Origin of the sequence: Pelosinus sp. sgz500959 (assembly GCF_042610375.1) — a bacterium.
GTDB lineage: Bacteria > Bacillota > Negativicutes > DSM-13327 > DSM-13327 > CTSoil-075.
Genome location: NZ_JBGJZL010000013.1, coordinates 1 through 18640, shown reverse-complemented (window position 1 = coordinate 18640; position 18640 = coordinate 1). Strand labels below are relative to the sequence as shown.

Genomic DNA, 18640 nt, shown 5'->3' with positions numbered 1-18640 from the left:
AGTAAAGGCAATAAGAAGAAATTAGAAACCAGATTATAGATAGAGTTTATTGGGCGACGTTCAAACAATAAGGGGGGCATATGGCTAGTATTGTGGATAAAAAAGTTGTTCTAAGTGAGACAGATATGATGACATTAAATGCGTTTATTGGGTTTGGTGATTTCGCTAGAACCGACGTGTTGGTATTTGGAATTGAAGAAGGTTTAGGGGGGCATGCAGCGGATGATATTCTTAAGAAACAGTTGGGGGAGATAAAGTTACGGATTGATTACTTTGGAAAAGATGCAAGCCTTTATTTTGATGGACAAAATAAACATAATGGATACTGGGCTAGCGGACTGGATTCAGATATGCTTAGGGAAGAATGTTATCGCGATTTAAATATTACCCACTCTGAACCACGAGCAACACCATATGTTTATTTCACGCAGAAAATTTTATTATCATTAGCTGAAGATTGTGACCAAGAAGCAATGAGGTGGTTTAGTAAAGATCCGAATAATCGAAAAAGAAAAGATGAGTATGCAAATAAGGGAAAAAGTGTTGCCTACACTGACTGGAGACCGCTACCAAGGCAGAAGGAAGGAATCTGGTTTTTTCCTGGAAGTGAGGAGGATTATATAAATTCGTTTGATTTTAAACCTTCTATTGATTACTATGAAAAATTGCGTGATGAAAGGTTAAAGATTTATAAGAGTGTACTTAATAGTTATCCCTTCTCTATAATCATAGGTTTAAAAAAAGACATTATGAAAAAGGTATTTGAGCATATTTTTAAAGATAAGCAGCCTATCTTTTTTAAGAGCAAATTGCCATCAAATATGACAATCTATTGGGCAAAAGTAGAGTCTTGTGGTGGTCAAAGTCTTATCGTTTGTATGGATCATTTATCTTCTTTTGGAATGAGTGATCCGAAGGTGGGGAGTGTCGTACTTAAGATTCGACAATTATTAAGAGGCCAGAATGAGGACTATGATATTATGGGAAATCAGCAGGTTATTCCTTCTCTAAAAGTTAAAGAAGATCAGGCGAAATTGAATAATAATGAGCATAAGGTCAAAGAAAAGACATTAGGAAGCTCTCGACGCAAAGATGTGGCTGATTTTATCGTGAGCATGCTCAAAGACGACAAAGAAATGGATTTAGAAGAGCGTAAAGGTGAAAGATTAATTAATTTCATTCCGAAGAAGCTAGAATTTGTTCCCCGTATGGCCAAAGGGTGGACCAAGTCAAATAGAATTGTTCTGTTCGAATTTCAGAATTCTAAAGATAACAATTGTGAAGTAAAATTATGTTTATATTATGGACCAGGAAGTCAAACTATAAGAGAAAAAATATACAATATGGCGAATGGTAATGACTTATTTAACATTACGCAAAAGTCTAGTGCAGAATGGATATGTATATTTAAGAAAACGATTGTTGAGAAATCTAAATATCAGGAACTAGACAGTTCAGAAATAAATGAATTAATTAGAAAAGAATATATTAAGTTTAAAAATGAAAAATTGGGTATGATCATTCAAGAATTTGAAAAAATAGACTGGGATAATTAAAAATGATAAATGCTAGCTGTTTTTATAAGTCGATGGTAAATAAAGTGGTTTCTGAATAAGTCTTTGAAAATAAAATATAACATCGCGATAGCTCGGCCTTTCGTTAGACAAAAAGCTTCTGGTTAAACCGGAGCTTTTTTAATTTTGTTTAAAATTAAAATTAATTAAGGAATTTGTGTGAAAAGATATTTACACCTGGAATAGGATTGTTTTTTATATGGACATTAATTGTCTATCTATTTTAGTTATTATAAAGATATAACAACGTCCTTTGATAACGGAATACTTATAAAGCAACAAGAAAAGTATTGTGAAGGAGGGCTTCTTATGGCAAAAAATCAAGACCTATTATATGTAGTCAATGGTAAACGGTATTTTGTCCAAGATCTGAGCGGAGGCGGTTCAGAATTTGTGTATTTGGCTGTAATAGGTGTCCTATTTTGGCTATATTCTCAGATGACGCTGACTTTTCATATGCCTAATGATACTGACTTTACATCCGAACTATATCGGGATACTGCCAAAGAGGTTGCTGTTCAGCATGTCCTATTCCAAGATCGGTTAGCTTGGATTCAGAAAAATTTTGTGACAGAAAGCCACACACCAAAATCATTCAATATTGATGAAGGTTTCGGAACTAAAAATAAATCCTCAGTAGAAATGACTAAATATTTAAGGCAGGGGCAGTATCAAGTATATGTTAGTTCTATTGTTACTCTGGCAACTACCTCCAATGATAAATCCGTAACTCAGTCGGTGCTGGACATAAATAATGAATATATAGTGACAATTAAAGCATCACCTCATCGTCATTGGTATGGTACTGTAGAGTTTAAACTGGACGGTGGAAAATGTACACTTAGTAAAGAGCTCACGACCACCAAAAGAAATCGAGCTTACCCTTAGTAAATGGAGGGTACCGCCTTCTAGGAGTCCATCATGGTAGCAAAGGAGGTGGTTTTGTGAAAAAAGTATGTGACTCTACACAAGTTAAATGTGCTATAGCAATGAAGTATCTAAATGAAACATTATATGATATAAGCAAATTTTTGCCTAGGTATTGCAACAGTTACTGTCAACAATATCAAAAGTTGCCTCTGCCCGACGGTAATTCTTTAAAGGATTTAGAACGTAGCCTAATACCGGAGGATATTAAATACTGGGTTAGATATTTTTGTGAATACGACATTAAAAAAGAGGGAAAGCCACTTAACGATTGGAGCTATGGGGCAAGTACTAAGCTATTTATCACAGCAATAAAATATAGAGCCGAACAACTATCCAATTTCATTATAAGACCAAACTCTGTTTTAAAAAGCAGCAGTGATAATATACAACGGGTGGTTCCGTGCAGGATAGCAGAAAAACTTTTAGCACGAACGTTTAACTACTATAAGCAAATGGCCAATGAGCTACCGTTAGACAGACAGCGTGATGATTATGAGCGATTATTACTAATTATGATTGATATTTTAAGTATAGCCAGACGCAATGGAATTTTAGCAGTAAGGGAAAGCTCACTTAACTATATTATCTATGAGGATTTTGATGTGTTTTGGCTGCTGGGTATGTACGTTATGCGGTTGGCTAACGGGTATGAAATACAAGAAAAAAGCATGAGAATTATTTATCGAGAATTGGTGCGTGGTTTACCTAATGATCAGAAGATGGCAGTTTCTTTGGTCCGTGATTTTAGCGTATGTCTTAAAACGGGACAGGCTGAGTTAGCATTCATAGAAAGAGCAGTAAAAAAATTGCCACTACAAAGAAAGGTTGGAATCATCGAGTTTGCTCAGAGAGTGATACCATCTTATCAACATGGATAATCTCGTATAGGCATACAAGATTTCTGAAAAAACGTCTCCAACAGCAACGAAATATTAAACAGTGAAGCAGTTTATGCTATGTATTAAGAAAAATAGATTAGTCAGAAGTATATATGTCAGAGTTTGTAAAGGACATTTTATGTTAATTTTATGAAAAAGGTTTAAAGGAGATGGTATGCATGAATAATAGCGAGTTTGAAAAATGGGTGGATTACATTGTTGAAAAGACTGCTATGCCAAAAGCTTTTTTTGAAAACGGCATTAATGATTGGAAAGCTAGAATTTTGCTAGGGCGGGCATTGTCGCGTAAGAACATTAATAAGTTAGATCCCGCTATGGATTTATATTATTCTATAGTAGATATAGAGGTAACTGAACCTGAAGATATTGAAAACAAGGCATGGGCGTTGTGGGAGTTAGGGCTGTGTATTTGGCATATAGAAGAAGACGCGAATAAAGCGATAAAATATATTGATATGAGTATTCAAGTGGCAGAATACATACCGGATAAATTCCCTTTTGTTGAACGAGGTGAATTGTGGTATGATCGCTGGTGGTTGTTGAATCATATAGATCAGGCAGATAAAGCAATGCTTGAGGTCAATCAAAAAATTTCAGAAAGGGATGTTAGGTTTAAAAATAATAGTTACTTATATTACTCATACAGATTTAAAGCGGATTTATCTTATAAAATCGGGGATATTGATCAAGCATTAGCTTTTTTGTATCAAGCCTTGGCATATTTTCCAGAGGGTGATAATACCATCGCTAATTTGCAACAGTTGTGGGAAAATCGTAATAATGATAAAGAAAAAACTTATAAAGAAATGGATGAATTAATACAACACCCTCATGTATGCTGGGAGATTTGAAATAAATGTACAGGAGGAAGCCATCTTGACACAACAATCATTAAAAGGAAAGAGTATTGCCATCAGCAGTTCAATGAAGATAAGTCCGCCTAATCCAGAGGGGCTGTCAATAGTCGCTATTGAATCTCAAGGAAGTAAAGTAGTCGCGAAAATGGGCTTTGACAAAGCGCTACTCACGTTGTTTCAGTTAAAGGCGAGGGATTATAATTCTTGAGAAATGGCAGGAACGCTTGGTGGATGATAACTTGCTTAGAGATATAAGGCGAGGCAGCTTATTGCAATGATAAAGGAGGCTGAGGTAATGACGGGATTTGTACTTTGCGCTGGTGGAGAAGATGACGGTTTATGATGGTGGTAGGGTGGTTGTGAGTTTACTGGATAGTACAACGATTGAATGTGAGATTTAGGGAATCTGCCAGTTAAGGTGTTTTGATAGCACTCTGACTGGTATTTTTTTGTTTGTGCTGTAGATAATTTAAAAGGACATTTATTGTCTATGTAATAATGCTATTATATGAAATATAAGTGGGGTGTTAATTGATTGTATATGAATTTAGGAAGATATTGTATTGGAAATAAAGGTTATTATTGGTTTTGGTCGAATAAATTGGCTGTGATTGTATTAGCATGTAGAAGCAACGCAAAAAAATGCTGGTGCTGTGAGGGGAAAACAGAGAGATTATAAGGAATAGTAGTAATATTAGTGGTAAGTCAAAAGTTAAATAGCCAAAATGAAGCAGGAGGAATGATATTATGAGTATATTTACGGATGCTTTAGAAGCAGCTAAAAAGGTTGCAATTCAAGTCAAGCGTATTAAAGATATTGATCCTCAAGACATTGTAAATATTATCCCAATCCTTGAAAATATAGTAGATAAAAAAACTCTTGCCGGATTGCTAGCTGGACAACTATCAGTTAAGGATGATGCAATTAATAGCGGTTTAGCTTTAACTCGGAAAAATACTAACAGTGAAGGGGTAAGTAATATCATTGTGAAGTCAATGCCAGGTCAGCAGTTGCAATTGGATCTGGAAACTACGAAATTAGGAAACGTGCGATTGCACTGTCGTATTCGTGACTTACAGCATAATTGCACTGAATCGGTAATGAAAATCGAATTATTGGAGAAAAAACTACTAGATAAACCAATGTTATCTTGGATATTTTCATTGATAAGTCTCGGCATAATTAACGCAATATTTGGGAATGTTGACTTAGGCGAAGGACTTGAAGTCGATATAAATGGAAATATAATAACGATTGATTTTCGACAACGATTACTGGCCACACATGCTGGTAGTTTTAAGTTAGGCGGATTTTCATTGACTGATGTTGTTGTTATTACTGGGGTAAAAACTTATGATGGGTATGTTGCTTTGCAAACAGGACTGAACAAGAAAGGAAAAGAGATGAATAGCAACTGTGCTACCAGTAGTCTTGCGGAATAAGATTGCAAACATTATGAGTCATGTTTGCTATATAATTTGTGGATCAGGGTTAATCGATTAACTTGTAGATATTATTATAGAAGCATGCGCTTGGAGGTGCTGAGGATCATCGATACGAAAGAAAATGGGCATAGTGGAAGTTTTCGGGTATTATCCATGTTTGAACGGCTTAGCAGAAAAGAGATATTGTGTAAAGAGGAAGAAGCAAAACGATTTCGTGTTGATAAGAAAACCATCCAACGTGATATCGAGGAGCTTAGAACGTATTGGGGAGATTCTGAAAATAATCAAGGATTAGGTGAAATTAAGTATTGTAAGAAAAATAAAGGCTATATGCTGATAGGAAATTCTGAAACCTGGCTGACTAATGAGCAAATTTTAGCGGCGGCAAGAGTTTTATTGGAAAGTCGTGCTTTTTCAAAAAATGAAATGGATGAATTATTGAAGAAACTAGTCCTTCAGTGCCATCCGGCGGAAGCTAAACGAATAAAAGAAATCATCAGCAACGAGCTACATCATTATGTCGCTGTCCAGCATGGGAAACCGCTTTTGCAGTCTATTTGGGAGCTGAGCCAAGCGGTGCGTGAGCAAAAGCTAGTAAAAATTAGTTATCGACGGATCGATCAAGAAGTGGTAGAACGATTAATAAAGCCACAGGGCGTCATGTTTGCTGAATATTATTTTTATCTGATTGGAAATATTCATGATAAAGATTTCAATGACCCCAGTGTATATCGGATAGATAGGATACTTAGTTATCAAATTACTGAAGATAAATTCTCTTTTCCTTATGTCAATCGATTTGAGGAGGGGCAATTTCGCAAGCGGGTTCAGTTTATGCAGACGGGGAAGATGATCAAAATCCAGTTCAAATATTGGGGAGTGTCGGAAGAAGCCATATTGGATCGTTTACCTAATGCCAGAGTGGTTAAAAGGGAAGATAATATTAGGTATATTGAAGCTGAAGTATTTGGGCGGGGTATTAAAATGTGGTTGCTGAGTCAGGCAGAATATCTGGAAGTATTAAGTCCGCCGGAATTCCGGGCGGAGATAGAAGATACCATTGAGCGTATGAATAAAATTTATCGTAAGGCGGAACCACTCCTCGAATCATAAAATTATATGTATTAATCCTGCAGTTATAAGTTTTAGGTGGCAAATAAAAAAGTCACCTCTTTTTATAAGAATTTTTAAGCAGATGGACGTAAAAGGTCTATCTGCTTTTGTTATTATGATATGGAAGACGATTCTATAGGGGGAATGCATTATTTTTTATTTAAAGCAAGGCTGTCGTAAACGATGCTAAACTACCCATAATAATCGGTTGAAAAATACCCACAAAAAACGTACCATCCTCTTAGAAGGGAGAGGAGTATATGGTACAACGTGAGGAGTTTTTCATGATTAGAGATTTAAAAAGCAAAGGGTTCTCAAACATTCAAATTGCACAAACGCTCGGTATCGATCGAAAAACAGTTTCCAAGTGGCTTCACACAGATCAGATCCCCCAATATCAAAAACAAGTTGCTTTGCCGAGCAAACTCGATCCGTTCAAAAGTTACATCCTTTCACGTATAAATGAAGGTTGCATCAATGCGAGCATTATCTTTGACGAAATTACTGCGCTAGGCTATCAAGGGAAAATGACAATTTTGAGAGTATTTATGCAACCTCACCGACAATCCGTCATGTCCAAAGCAAGCATTCGCTATGAAACACCACCAGGAAAACAGGCACAAGTCGATTGGGGTGAGTTTAAATTAACTTGTGCAGATGGATCATTTCGTAAAGTACATGCTTTTGTCATGATACTAGGCTATTCCAGAATGAAGTACGTCGAATTTACAGAAGATGAAAAAATCGATACACTCATTGGTTGCCATGAACGAGCATTCCAATTCTTCGGCGGTGTTGCAGAAACCATTTTGTATGACAACATGCGAACCGTCGTTAAACACAGTCATGAAAAAGGCGAAAATAAATGGAATGACAAGTTTCTGCGCTTTGCTAAACATTACGGCTTCAATCCGCTACGATGTCGTCCTTATCACCCGCAAACAAAAGGAAAGGTTGAAAACGGAGTTAAATACTTGCGAATGAATTTTTGGCCAAGAATTAAGACCGTGACAGGATTAGCTGATTTAAATACGCAAGTAAGACTCTGGCTGGATACAACCTGTAATTTGAGAGTACATAGAACAACTCGAAAAGTACCGCTAAGCGAGCATAAACTAGAAACTTTACGAACCATAAATCAGGAAATATTCCTGCTGACCGATCTTCAATCAAGAAAGGTTGCGAACGATTGCGTGATCAGCTTTGAAAGTAACTACTACTCCGTTCCATTCAGGTATACTGGCCGTCGGGTCGGTATTAGAGATCTACGAAATGGTACAATTGCAATCTATGATGAGTTAGGTCGTTGCATTGCCAATCACCCTAAACTCGTCGGAAAGTATCAGTATCAGAAAAATAAAAAGCACTTTGAGGGAATCTCATCCTGGTCTCAGAAGAACGTTGCCGCCACAGCACCAATTCTGATTCCGGATCAAACACTCAAAGTGCATCAAAGACCCCTAGAGGTCTATGACTCGCTTGCAAACGAGGTGATGGTATGATTCGCGAACAATTAGGTCAAGCCTTTGAAATACTTGGGCTCGCTCATATGGCCGCAGTCTATGATCACCACGCAGAAGAAGCTTCTAGGGACAGTATATCCTATCTAGAATTTCTCGACAAGCTACTTTGGGCTGAAATTGAATTCAAACGTGAGAGGGCTGCGAAAACAAACTTAAAATTAGCTAAGTTGCCTTATGTGAAAGGACTAGATACCTTTGACTTTGAGTTTCAACCAAGTGCTAATCAACGCAAAATCAATGAACTGAAGACACTAAGTTTTGTTGGGCGTTCTGAAAATGTTATGTTTCTCGGCCCGCCAGGTGTTGGTAAAACGCATCTAGCTGTGGGGCTTGCAGTAGAAGGCATCAGAAATGGGTTCACAGCTTATTTTTTAAGTGCTCATGAACTTATTTTGATGATCAAAGAAAATATCGAATCAGGGCGTATTCACAGAAAAATGAAAGCTCTCAGCAAACCTGATATCTTAATCATTGATGAGGTCGGTTATGCTACAATGGAGCCCGATGTTGCCCACTACTTTTTCCAGATTGTTTCAAACCGCTATGAAAAAGGGTCGATCATTCTGACTTCTAACAAATCGTATGGTAGTTGGGGTGATGTATTCGGAGATAACATAGTAGCAACAGCAATTTTGGATCGGTTACTTCACCACTCCACAACAATTAATATCAAGGGTGACAGCTATCGAATCAAGGAGAAAAAGAAGGCTGGATTTTATGATGTTAGCAAATTTGAGTCAAATTCAACCGACTAAATGAGTAATTTTCGACCGATGATTTTGGGGAATTTTGAAACGGTATTGACAAGGCATAGCAAAACCTAATTATCCAGCGATTAGTATAGCGATTTTATTAAGTATAGTGGTTGTGTCTATTTGTTGTTCTTTTGGTGAATGGTTATTAGAAATAGACAACCATGATGTATTGCGTATTCGTCAGGTGATTCGTATGCTCATTTCTTTTACGCTTATTGGCATGGGGGTAGCAGTATTTTTTGCCTGGCAGAATCACCAACTTTGCCAGCAATTTGAAAAACAAGAAAAATTGACGCAAGAACTTCAGATTCGAAGTGACTATGATGTGGTATCTACCCTCAAAAATCGTAATTCTTTTGCAATCTTTGCCCAGCAGATCCAAAAACAGAAGACTCCAGTGTCTGTTTTTGCATGTGATATCGATGGTCTTAAAATTATAAATGACACATTGGGGCATGTGGTTGGTGATAAAATCATTCGTAAAGCCGCCGAAGTCTTGCGTAAAGCATCTCCCGTTAATGCGCAAATCTTTCGTATGGGAGGAGATGAATTTATTGTATTAATCCCAAAGGTTCTAACGGAGGGAGAGTTGGTGAGTCTTCACAACTCCATCAAAAATCATATTGAAAATAATAATTACGAGCATCCTAGCCTACCCCTTAGCATGTCGATTGGTTTTGCTACCACAGTATATGATTTTACTACCCTCAGAGAGGTGATCAAGCAGGCTGATCATAATATGTATCAGAGAAAAGGGCTCGTCGAGAAACGATTTATGAAAATATACGTGAGGTACTTATGGAGTAAGATTATTTCACAGTTATTATACAGTAGATATTTTCTTGAAAATAATGTGCCAAGTAGACAATTAATGTCCATTGGACAATGTTATGCTAGTGGCAGAAATCATAATAATATTGTGCATCAGCCAAGAATTTATCCTTTTTGAAAAATGAAGTTCATTGCGGTATAACATATTAAAAGGAGAGAGGAATAATGATTAATAAGAAAACCTATGTGAAAATAGTGCTCGACCGGTCCGGGTCTATGGCTATTGCCCAAAAAGAAACCATTGGAGCCTTCAATGAACAGGTTCAGGAATTACGCAAAATGACTAAGGATGGGATGGAGACATACGTTTCTTTGATCACTTTTAATTCAGATGTATTATCAGTGCTAGAGAATGTTTCTGTAGATGTAGTCAAAGAGTTGACTGCGAATGATTATAAACCAGATGGCATGACAGCACTATTTGATGCAGTGCATGCTGCTCTTGATGAAGGACTGGCACAGCAGGACTCACAGGATGCAAACACAGCCTTTCTTCTTGTTATTATTACAGATGGGGAAGAAAACCAGTCGCGTAAGGCTAACAAAAAGAACTTAGCAGAACGGCTACAAGCAGTCCAGGCGACAAAGCGTTGGACAGTAACTTATTTGGGTGCTCGTAAGAATCTTCACGTGCTTGCTACTGATCTTAATATTCCCAAGGGCAATGTGATGAGCTTTGACGCTGGCGATGCTTCCGGTTATCAAGGCGGCTTTATGAGCACTAGTGTTGGTTTAGGTTCCTTTATGGCTGCCCGCGCTATAGGGACATCAAGTATAGCTAATTTCTATATTAACGATGAGAATGGACAGAAGGGGAAGAAGAAGTAAGGGAATACATATATTTATGTGTGTCAGTAAAAAACCGATCTTTTTTGTAAGATCGGTTTTTAGAATTAATAGTTGCCATATAAAATAACCATATTTTGTCGTGATTGGTATTTTAAAAGGAATTGTAAAAGAATTTAGCGAAGTATAAAACTGGAATATAGTTAGGAATTTTAAGTTTTGGCTAAACAGTAGAGTTACGGGAGGTATAAATGAAGCAGCTTTAGCTGCTTTTAGTGCTCGATTGCTTATTTTGGTGTACCATTTTTAGCGATAGGTGGAATTGCAGTCAGTTTTGTATAGTTATCTAAAATTTTGAAAGATAAACATAAAAAATAAGATAAATAGAAAGAATTCTGAAAGCGGATTCAGTTCATGCATAGCGGTAATTTGCAGAGCGTAAAGTTCAAGTATTCTGGTATGGATATAGATGCTGTTCTGGATAGATTGCCAACAGCCCTTTATTGACGGAATAAAATGATACATACACGGTAGCTTAGAAAAGGAATTGACATGTGTTTGAGAAGCCAATGGGAGTATGTGAAAAACATATTTAAAAAATAAAAATTCAAGGAGCCTCTTAAAATGAAGGGAATGCGTATATTTTATAACCCATATGAGAAACAGTTCAACTTCCAGTATGCCTCCGATGGTGAAAATTTCAATAATATAGCTAACCAAGCAACTTTGGCGAAATATACGAACAGGGGTATTGCGTTGCTAAATTGCTTACCAGAGATTTTTGATGAGATAAGCAAGGAATACGCTCATGATTCTGATGGAATTAAAGTGGAATTTTGTGGCACATCATCTGATTACGTTAATTTTTGTAACACATTGATTAGTTATACAAAAAAATTAAGTAAAAACGATCTCAAGTATGAGAAATTGCACTATGAGCTTATTAGTTCAACTGAAGCCCTCAAAAAAATCGAAAGTGCATATGAGCGAATCAAGAACGAATTTCCTGCCGAAGGCAGTGCCGCAACGGAGAAAACGAGGGAGATTGCAAGTCTTATCAAAAAATACAACGATGCCACGAAGTCGGAATTAAATCTGGTTATTGTAGGTACGTACAGTTCTGGCAAGTCTACCTTCATTAATGCTCTGATCGGTGAAGAACTCCTACCGCAAGGGGAAGATCCAGTCACGGCACAAATTTTTAAAATTTCTTCTGCGTCTCGCTATTCCATCCGGTTTAGTGTTGTTCGGGACGCTGAGGACGCAGATCTCCCAGAAACCATTGAGATGCGTTGGGATGACGGAAGCTTTCAATTCCATCAAGACAAACTCTGTGAAGAAGCTTCTACTTTGTTGCAAGAGCTTAAAGAATGTGCAGAGGAACGCAGCGGAGAGAATCCTATTGTCCAGATGAACGCTGTAATCGGCTTTTTTAATGATCTCAAGACTAATGGAATCAGTTGTTCAATAGCCCCTCTTCTTCAGATTACACTTCCCTTCCGCATCGGAGATGTTACAAATGACGAATTGTCTATCAACATTTTCGACACGCCGGGGAGCAATGCGACTACTGCTCCCAGTCATCTTGAAACGCTAAAGGAGGCGTTGGGGCAGCAAACAAATGCTCTGCCTATATTGGTGATTGAGCGGAGTGCAATGGCGAGTAGGGGGAATGACACTCTCAAAAAGCTTCTTAAAGACTATGCCACCAATATGGATCTTGCCAATATGCTGGTTGTAATCACGCATGGAGACCAAATAAGCCTGAGCGATCTCAAAGCAGGATTCAAAGAGGAGGCTTTGAACGAGTGGAGTTTCAAAAAAATTCTTTTCCTGTCCTCCATTGTAGCTCTTGGAATCAAAAAGGATGGAAACTTATTAGTTGATGCATATAAAGAGAAATATTCCAAGAATAAGGACAGTTTTTGTAAAGGCAATGATTTTTATCGCAGCTTGTATCAGTATGCGATTTTGCCTGATGAAAACGAGAAGGCCGTATTAGAACAAATCGCAGCAACTGCGAAGAAACCTCTCTACCACGATTGTGGAATTTTTTCTGTCGAGTACGAGATAAAAATATATGCCGAGAAATTCCTTTGGTATCTGAAAGCCCGTCAGCGCCGTACCTACTTGCTAGACGCTCTGCAAAAAGCAAAGTGTCAGCTTGAGGATATGAAAGCAAAGGAGGCGGAAAGCAAAAAGGAGCACGAAGAATCCAAAACTAGAAAAAAAGGCGAGTTGAATAAGAAACTGAATAAATTTACAATCAAGGATGAAGAATATCGCTCTATTCTTGATGAAATGAAAGAGAAATTTGACAGTCAGGATACAACGTTTTTGAATGGCTTACAATCGGAAACCAAGCATAAGTGGGATCAAATACCATTCAGCTTGTTTCGCGATTTTGGGGATGAAGGAATAAAGAATCAGGAGAAAGTGGACGTACATATGGTTGCACATTGTAATCGCTATGTACAAAAGACTTTTCCGGATAGGATCAATTTTTTAGAAAAGCGCAATCAGGATTTGACAAAGAAAGCATGGGAACGATTATCCGAAATCATTCAGGCAGATCCTGAACTTTCAGATGAGACAAAAGAGAATTTTTGGAACCAGATGGATTATGAAATACCCAAATTTAAAACCAGTAATTCTCCAAAATTTGACCACGAAAATGCTTTTGGAAATTTTCTTTGCTTCCATTGGATTGACCCTGAAAGATATTCCAAGAAGTTGAAAGTGTCTTTCAATGCCTTCCATACAGACGAATGTGTAATCACTCCCTATACTAATTTTCGGGAACAGTTTAACCATTGGGTTAAGTTAACCAAAGAAAACTTTAACAATAAACTTGAAACTGTGAGCCTAATACTACGCGAGTATGATGAGCCCATCCGAAGGATGGCAGACGAAATTGAGCAAATGAGTGAGCGAATCGAAAACCTTTCCTCCGTGGAGCAGGAGTTGATTGATTTGCTGAATTTCCCGAAGGAGGTATTGAAATGAACCTCCGTCAAAGTTGCAGTAAGGAAATCATGTACTTGATATCGGAGATGGAGAACGGTAAAATCTCTTACGGCAACAGCAAAAAGGCAATTGAAGGAATTGAAAAGAACTATGAGAAGCCATTTTTCATAACCCAGTTCACGCCTAAACAAAAGCCTTGGGACAGGCGGTATCTTAAGAAAATGACCGATTCAGCGAGGTATGGTGTCTCCAAGGAAGATTTGCTACATATTGCAGAGGTATCGGCTGATGTTTATCGCTGGCGGCACCGACTAAAATCTGCCGGGCGGATTCTCCTGTGGGCTGTCGGAGTTATTACTGCTGGTTGGTGTTTGTTTCTTTTGCTGGGAAAAATATGGGGGTGAAATAGAGATGGATTTAAAAAAGTTAGATGAACCGATCTCGAAAATAAAAGACTTTCTGGCGCAATTTGAAAACACTGACGATGATACGCTGTACTTGAAAGCAAAAGAACGTATTTGCGCAGAAATAGCAGCAAAATGGGATAAGCCTTTCAATGACGAGCAACTGCTGTCGCTGCAGGAAAGCATTGACAGCATCTCAGAACGAGTTTTTAAATCATATCTCCCGCGCATTGAGACCGACTTTTACCCTTGTAAATTGCCGGAACAATGCAAAGAAGAAGCAGAGCGTCTTCGGATTTTGAAGATTGGACGTTGGGTAACCGACCCGTCAGAGCATGATATTGACAAGTTAAAAAACACTTATAATGTCTTGTCTGCATCACCTTGCCGATTTGCTCTGATTTTCAACTGCACTCGAAAGGGCTACGATGTCTATATGGCGGTCTATTCGACTGAAAACAGCGATGATCCTTCGGTGGCAAATTCGTTGATTAACCGTTTTAAACAGTCATTGAAGGGGAATTTCCCAGGGGTGTCAATGGGTTCTTCACTGACGGATATATCTAAGATTGGTATTCGTGAGAAAAATGCAGTAGCAGTGGTCACAAATATCGCATCTGAGAAGTCCGAAAAATTCATCAGCCAGGGGATTGAAAAGCTGATTGATGCCTATACACCAATGCGGGAATCCTCTGAATATACGCTGATGTTGCTGTGTGAGCCTCTATCTTCTGATGAAATCAAGCGGCAAAAAGAGATCGTTTCGCAATACTATACCGCTTTGAGTCCTTTTGCCACTTGGCAGACCAATGCCAATAGTTCGGAAACCGTTAGCAGAATGGAGAGCGTATCAACAGGCCGAAATCTTAATGGAAGCATCAACATAGGTATACCGCATATTATGGGGGCTACTGCTGCATATGGCGCAAACCGACAGGATCAACACGGGATAAATGACTCTTATACAGGCGGGCGAGGCTCTACGCTTTCCTATACCAACCATCAGGTCAAGACGCTTTTGGAACGCCTGGATGAACAGATGAAGAAGCTGGCACAGTGTGAAGCGCTTGGTATGTGGCGTTTTGCCGCCTATGTACTTTCGGATGAGTATTCTGTTGCAGAAAATATTGCACAGATGTATCGGTCGCTAACGCAGGGGAATTCTTCATACATTGAACAGACGGCAGTGAATATCTGGGGCAATCTGGATGAAAAAAATGACAGCACACGCAAAATATTATTTGCATATCTAAAGCAGTTAGAGCATCCTCTCTTTAAGCGCAACCTCGATGATTCAAATGAAGAACCTGTTTATGCTTCATCTTTTATCTCAGGCACAGAAGTTGCTCAGGCACTCAATATGCCGCGAAAGTCAATTCCGGGTTTGCCGGTGTTTCAGTGCGCGGAATTTGCCCGGAATGTAATATCTGTTTCTGACAAATCGGATGAAATCACTGCGGAAAATGAACGCGAATCAAAGCACATCGACCTTGGGTCGATTGTTCATATGCGTAATAAGGAAGCAACCTCAGTGTGTTTGAATAAAAGCAGCTTGACATCTCACACTTTTATCACCGGCTCTACGGGTTCAGGAAAGTCCAATACGGTTTATACACTTTTGGACAAATTGTGCCTGTCTGCAAATACGGATAGAGTGCCTCGTTTCCTCGTAATCGAACCTGCAAAGGGAGAGTATAAAGAGGTGCTTGGCGGATATGAAGATGTGTTTGTATATGGCACCAATCAATCAAAAACACCGTTACTGCGATTAAATCCTTTTTCTTTCCCAAGTGATACTCATGTGCTGGAGCATATTGATCGTCTGATTGAAATCTTCAATGCCTGCTGGCCGATGTATGCTGCCATGCCTGCCGTATTGAAGGCGGCTGTAGAGAGAGCATACACCAACGCGGGCTGGAGTCTTACCGCATCCATCTGTTTAGCCTCCGCACATCCCAACAAGAGATTTCCAACATTCCGGGATGTGATGAAAGCCCTACCCGAAGTAATCGACAGCAAGGGATTTTCAAAGGATACACAAGGCGACTATAAAGGTGCGCTTCTGACCCGAGTGGAGTCGTTGACCAATGGTATCAATGGACAAGTGCTTTGCGCATACAATGAGTTGACGGCAGAAGAGCTGTTTGATTGCAATGTCATTGTTGATCTGAGTCGGGTTGGTTCTATGGAAACAAAAGCACTTCTGATGGGTATCCTGATCCTGAAACTCCGAGAGCATCGGATGGCGCAACGTTCTGAAGGTAAGAATCATCCGAACAGCGGACTATCCCATATTACTGTGCTGGAGGAAGCGCATAATTTGCTCCGATGTACTTCTTCTGAGCAAACACAGGATAGTTCTAATTTGCAGGGCAAGTCGGTGGAAATGCTAGCGAATGCCATTGCGGAATTGCGCAGTTTTGGCGAGGGGTTTATCATTGCCGACCAGGCTCCCGGCCTGTTGGATATGGCGGTTATCCGCAATACCAATACGAAAATTATTATGCGTTTACCCGATGAAGGCGACCGCCAGCTTGTTGGAAAGGCAGCTGGGCTAAATGACGATCAGATTGCCGAGCTTTCAAAACTTGAAACCGGTGTTGCCGCCGTATATCAGAATGAGTGGTTGGAACCTGTATTGTGTAAGGTCGAGGAATTTGCTGATTCCGACGATCCTAAAAAAGAGAAAAGGGTTCGACCATACAGCTACCAACAATCCATTGACGAAGAAAAGCAGTTACAGAAAATCTATCTGCAAAACCTTATAACTCCTCCTAATGAAGTCAGATGGTTTTCAATGGATGAAGTTGATCAAATCAGTCGATGGATTGATTGGTTGGATACCAGTGCCGCGGCAAAGGAAATCTTGTATCGGGGCATTAAGGAAAATTTGTCTGCGACTGAAAAGGGATATGCGTTGTATTGCGCAATCAAGGGCAAAGTTCTTCTGGAACGAACGAAGTCAGAACGAAACAAAGATATGATTCCTGCTATAATGGATGCAAATATTATGAACACATTAGATGTAGGGCAGGCAATAGCTGAAGAGATACGCAGAATAGTTTGTTATTATGCAGCGGAACAAGTGCGTGGCGATGAGGTGTATTATAACGATCTTCGTCAATATGGGAGTGTAATGTGAAATGATGGAAATAAAGATCAAGGATATTGACTTAACTGAGAATCCCGAACAAAAAGCACCAATTGACACTTCTGAGAAGCGGAGCGAATTATCCGATGATTCAGGTGAAAAAAAATACAAATGCGAGCTTCCGGATGATTCCGGGGAGTTCTTAGCTGAGAAATCCGAACAAAAAGTACCGAGTGACACCTCCGAGAAGCGGAGCGAGTTACCCGATGATTCAGGTGAAAAAAAATACAAATGCGAGCTTCCAGATGATTCTGGGGAGTTCTTAGCTGAGAAATCCGAAGAAAAAGCACCGATTGACACCTCCGAGAAGCGGAGCGAGTTACCCGATGATTCAGGTGAAAAAAAATACAAATACGAGCTTCCGGATGATTCCGGGGAGTTTTTTCAAGATTCTATTAAGGGTAACGAAATCCAAGAAGCAAAAGGTGGCAGATATGGTGACTTGAAAAAGCAGGATGACCGCGAGGGGAAAGAAGTTCATCATATGCCAGCGAAAGACGTATCGCACTTAAAGGAAGCCGATGGTCCTGCCATCATAATGGATGAAAAAGACCACAGAAAGACCGGAAGCTGTGGTAATTCTAAAGATGCCCAAGCGTATCGCGAGGAGCAACAAAAGCTTATTAAGGAAGGGAATTTTCGCGAGGCTTTCGAGATGGATGTTGAGGATATTAGAGAAAAATTCGGAGATAAATATGAAGAAGCAATCGCTGAAGCGGAAGAATATCTTGATAAACTAGAGTCGGAAGGAAAATTAAAAACGGAGGAAAAAACTAATGACAAAGAAATATATCGTTGAAGCCAATGCTGGATTTGACAATATTCGCTTTAGTGAACCGAGAGGCGATGTTCGGGCGAAAATTGGGGATTTTCAAGAATTTAAGAAAAATCGATTCTCAAAAAATACTACAGATGACTTTGGTAATTACCATGCTTTTTACAATCAAGAAAACATGCTGGAAGCCGTTGAGTTTTTTGAGGGGGAAGTATATTTGGACGATAAAGTGTTGTTTCCAAATACAAGCGAAGGACTTTTAACCATGCTAACGAATATTGACAGTCAAGCTTATTGCACGAAGGATTCTGTGGTATCGAGAAAATTTGGAATTAGTGCTTACGCCCCTGAGGGCAGATTAGCAACATTACTTATTCATCGACCTGGGTATTTTGATTAAACCGCAAAGTTTCGTTGCCCAAGGACTTACAGCCAAGAAGAAAACAGAGACCAGCTAATTAAAGTCAAGCCCCAAATATAAAAAAAGAATTACATAAAAAGAACATAGCAAATAGGACTTTTCAAAAAGCGAATATTGCTTAAGAAAAGTCGTGATAATGTTCCCAATTTATTTTGCATTAAGCAGCCTTCAGACGGACTTTCTGATACAGTTTTACTTGCTGATCGGG

General features: G+C 38.9%; 16 protein-coding genes. All 16 read left to right on the top strand.

Annotated elements, in window-relative coordinates; all coding sequences use genetic code 11:
- Positions 1-80: 80 nt before the first annotated feature.
- A complete protein-coding gene (locus ACAN52_RS17645) occupies positions 81-1556 on the top strand; it encodes a hypothetical protein (RefSeq protein ID WP_378956276.1) in 1476 nt (491 codons plus the stop codon).
- Between the two features lie 327 nt (positions 1557-1883).
- The gene (locus tag ACAN52_RS17640) at positions 1884-2462 is read left to right on the top strand and encodes a hypothetical protein (protein WP_378956275.1); all 579 of its coding nucleotides are present in this window, start codon (positions 1884-1886) and stop codon (positions 2460-2462) included.
- A 56-nt stretch (positions 2463-2518) separates the two neighbouring features.
- Positions 2519-3382 (top strand): hypothetical protein, encoded by an 864-nt coding sequence (locus ACAN52_RS17635; RefSeq protein WP_378956274.1) that lies wholly within the window; start codon positions 2519-2521, stop codon positions 3380-3382.
- Positions 3383-3561: 179 nt separating this feature from the next.
- Complete coding sequence (locus ACAN52_RS17630) at positions 3562-4254, top strand: hypothetical protein (RefSeq protein ID WP_378956273.1); 693 nt, start codon at positions 3562-3564, stop codon at positions 4252-4254.
- A gap of 25 nt (positions 4255-4279) precedes the next feature.
- Positions 4280-4468, top strand: a complete 189-nt coding sequence (locus ACAN52_RS17625) for a hypothetical protein (protein ID WP_378956272.1) — start codon at positions 4280-4282, stop codon at positions 4466-4468.
- Between the two features lie 539 nt (positions 4469-5007).
- Positions 5008-5703 (top strand): hypothetical protein, encoded by a 696-nt coding sequence (locus tag ACAN52_RS17620; protein ID WP_378956271.1) that lies wholly within the window; start codon positions 5008-5010, stop codon positions 5701-5703.
- A gap of 96 nt (positions 5704-5799) precedes the next feature.
- Entirely contained in the window at positions 5800-6819 is a 1020-nt protein-coding gene (locus ACAN52_RS17615) for a helix-turn-helix transcriptional regulator (RefSeq protein WP_378956357.1), read from the top strand.
- Positions 6820-7079: 260 nt separating this feature from the next.
- Positions 7080-8321, top strand: a complete 1242-nt coding sequence (gene istA / locus ACAN52_RS17610) for an IS21 family transposase (RefSeq protein WP_378956269.1) — start codon at positions 7080-7082, stop codon at positions 8319-8321.
- Positions 8318-9097 (top strand): IS21-like element helper ATPase IstB, encoded by a 780-nt coding sequence (istB, locus tag ACAN52_RS17605; RefSeq protein WP_378956268.1) that lies wholly within the window; start codon positions 8318-8320, stop codon positions 9095-9097. The genes istA and istB overlap by 4 nt, the downstream gene beginning before the upstream one ends.
- 112 nt (positions 9098-9209) lie before the next feature.
- Positions 9210-10046 (top strand): GGDEF domain-containing protein, encoded by an 837-nt coding sequence (locus ACAN52_RS17600; RefSeq protein WP_378956267.1) that lies wholly within the window; start codon positions 9210-9212, stop codon positions 10044-10046.
- Between the two features lie 47 nt (positions 10047-10093).
- Complete coding sequence (locus ACAN52_RS17595) at positions 10094-10756, top strand: VWA domain-containing protein (protein ID WP_378956266.1); 663 nt, start codon at positions 10094-10096, stop codon at positions 10754-10756.
- Between the two features lie 582 nt (positions 10757-11338).
- The gene (locus tag ACAN52_RS17590) at positions 11339-13720 is read left to right on the top strand and encodes a dynamin family protein (RefSeq protein ID WP_378956265.1); all 2382 of its coding nucleotides are present in this window, start codon (positions 11339-11341) and stop codon (positions 13718-13720) included.
- Positions 13717-14085: a hypothetical protein gene (locus ACAN52_RS17585; RefSeq protein WP_378956263.1), complete on the top strand. Its 369-nt coding sequence runs from the start codon at positions 13717-13719 to the stop codon at positions 14083-14085. Before ACAN52_RS17590 ends, ACAN52_RS17585 begins: the two co-directional genes overlap by 4 nt.
- Before the next feature lie 7 nt (positions 14086-14092).
- Positions 14093-17227, top strand: a complete 3135-nt coding sequence (locus ACAN52_RS17580; RefSeq protein WP_378956261.1) for an ATP-binding protein — start codon at positions 14093-14095, stop codon at positions 17225-17227.
- 1 nt (position 17228) lies between these two features.
- Positions 17229-18035 (top strand): hypothetical protein, encoded by an 807-nt coding sequence (locus ACAN52_RS17575; protein WP_378956260.1) that lies wholly within the window; start codon positions 17229-17231, stop codon positions 18033-18035.
- Complete coding sequence (locus ACAN52_RS17570; RefSeq protein WP_378956259.1) at positions 18013-18411, top strand: hypothetical protein; 399 nt, start codon at positions 18013-18015, stop codon at positions 18409-18411. Before ACAN52_RS17575 ends, ACAN52_RS17570 begins: the two co-directional genes overlap by 23 nt.
- The last annotated feature ends 229 nt before the right edge of the window (positions 18412-18640 follow it).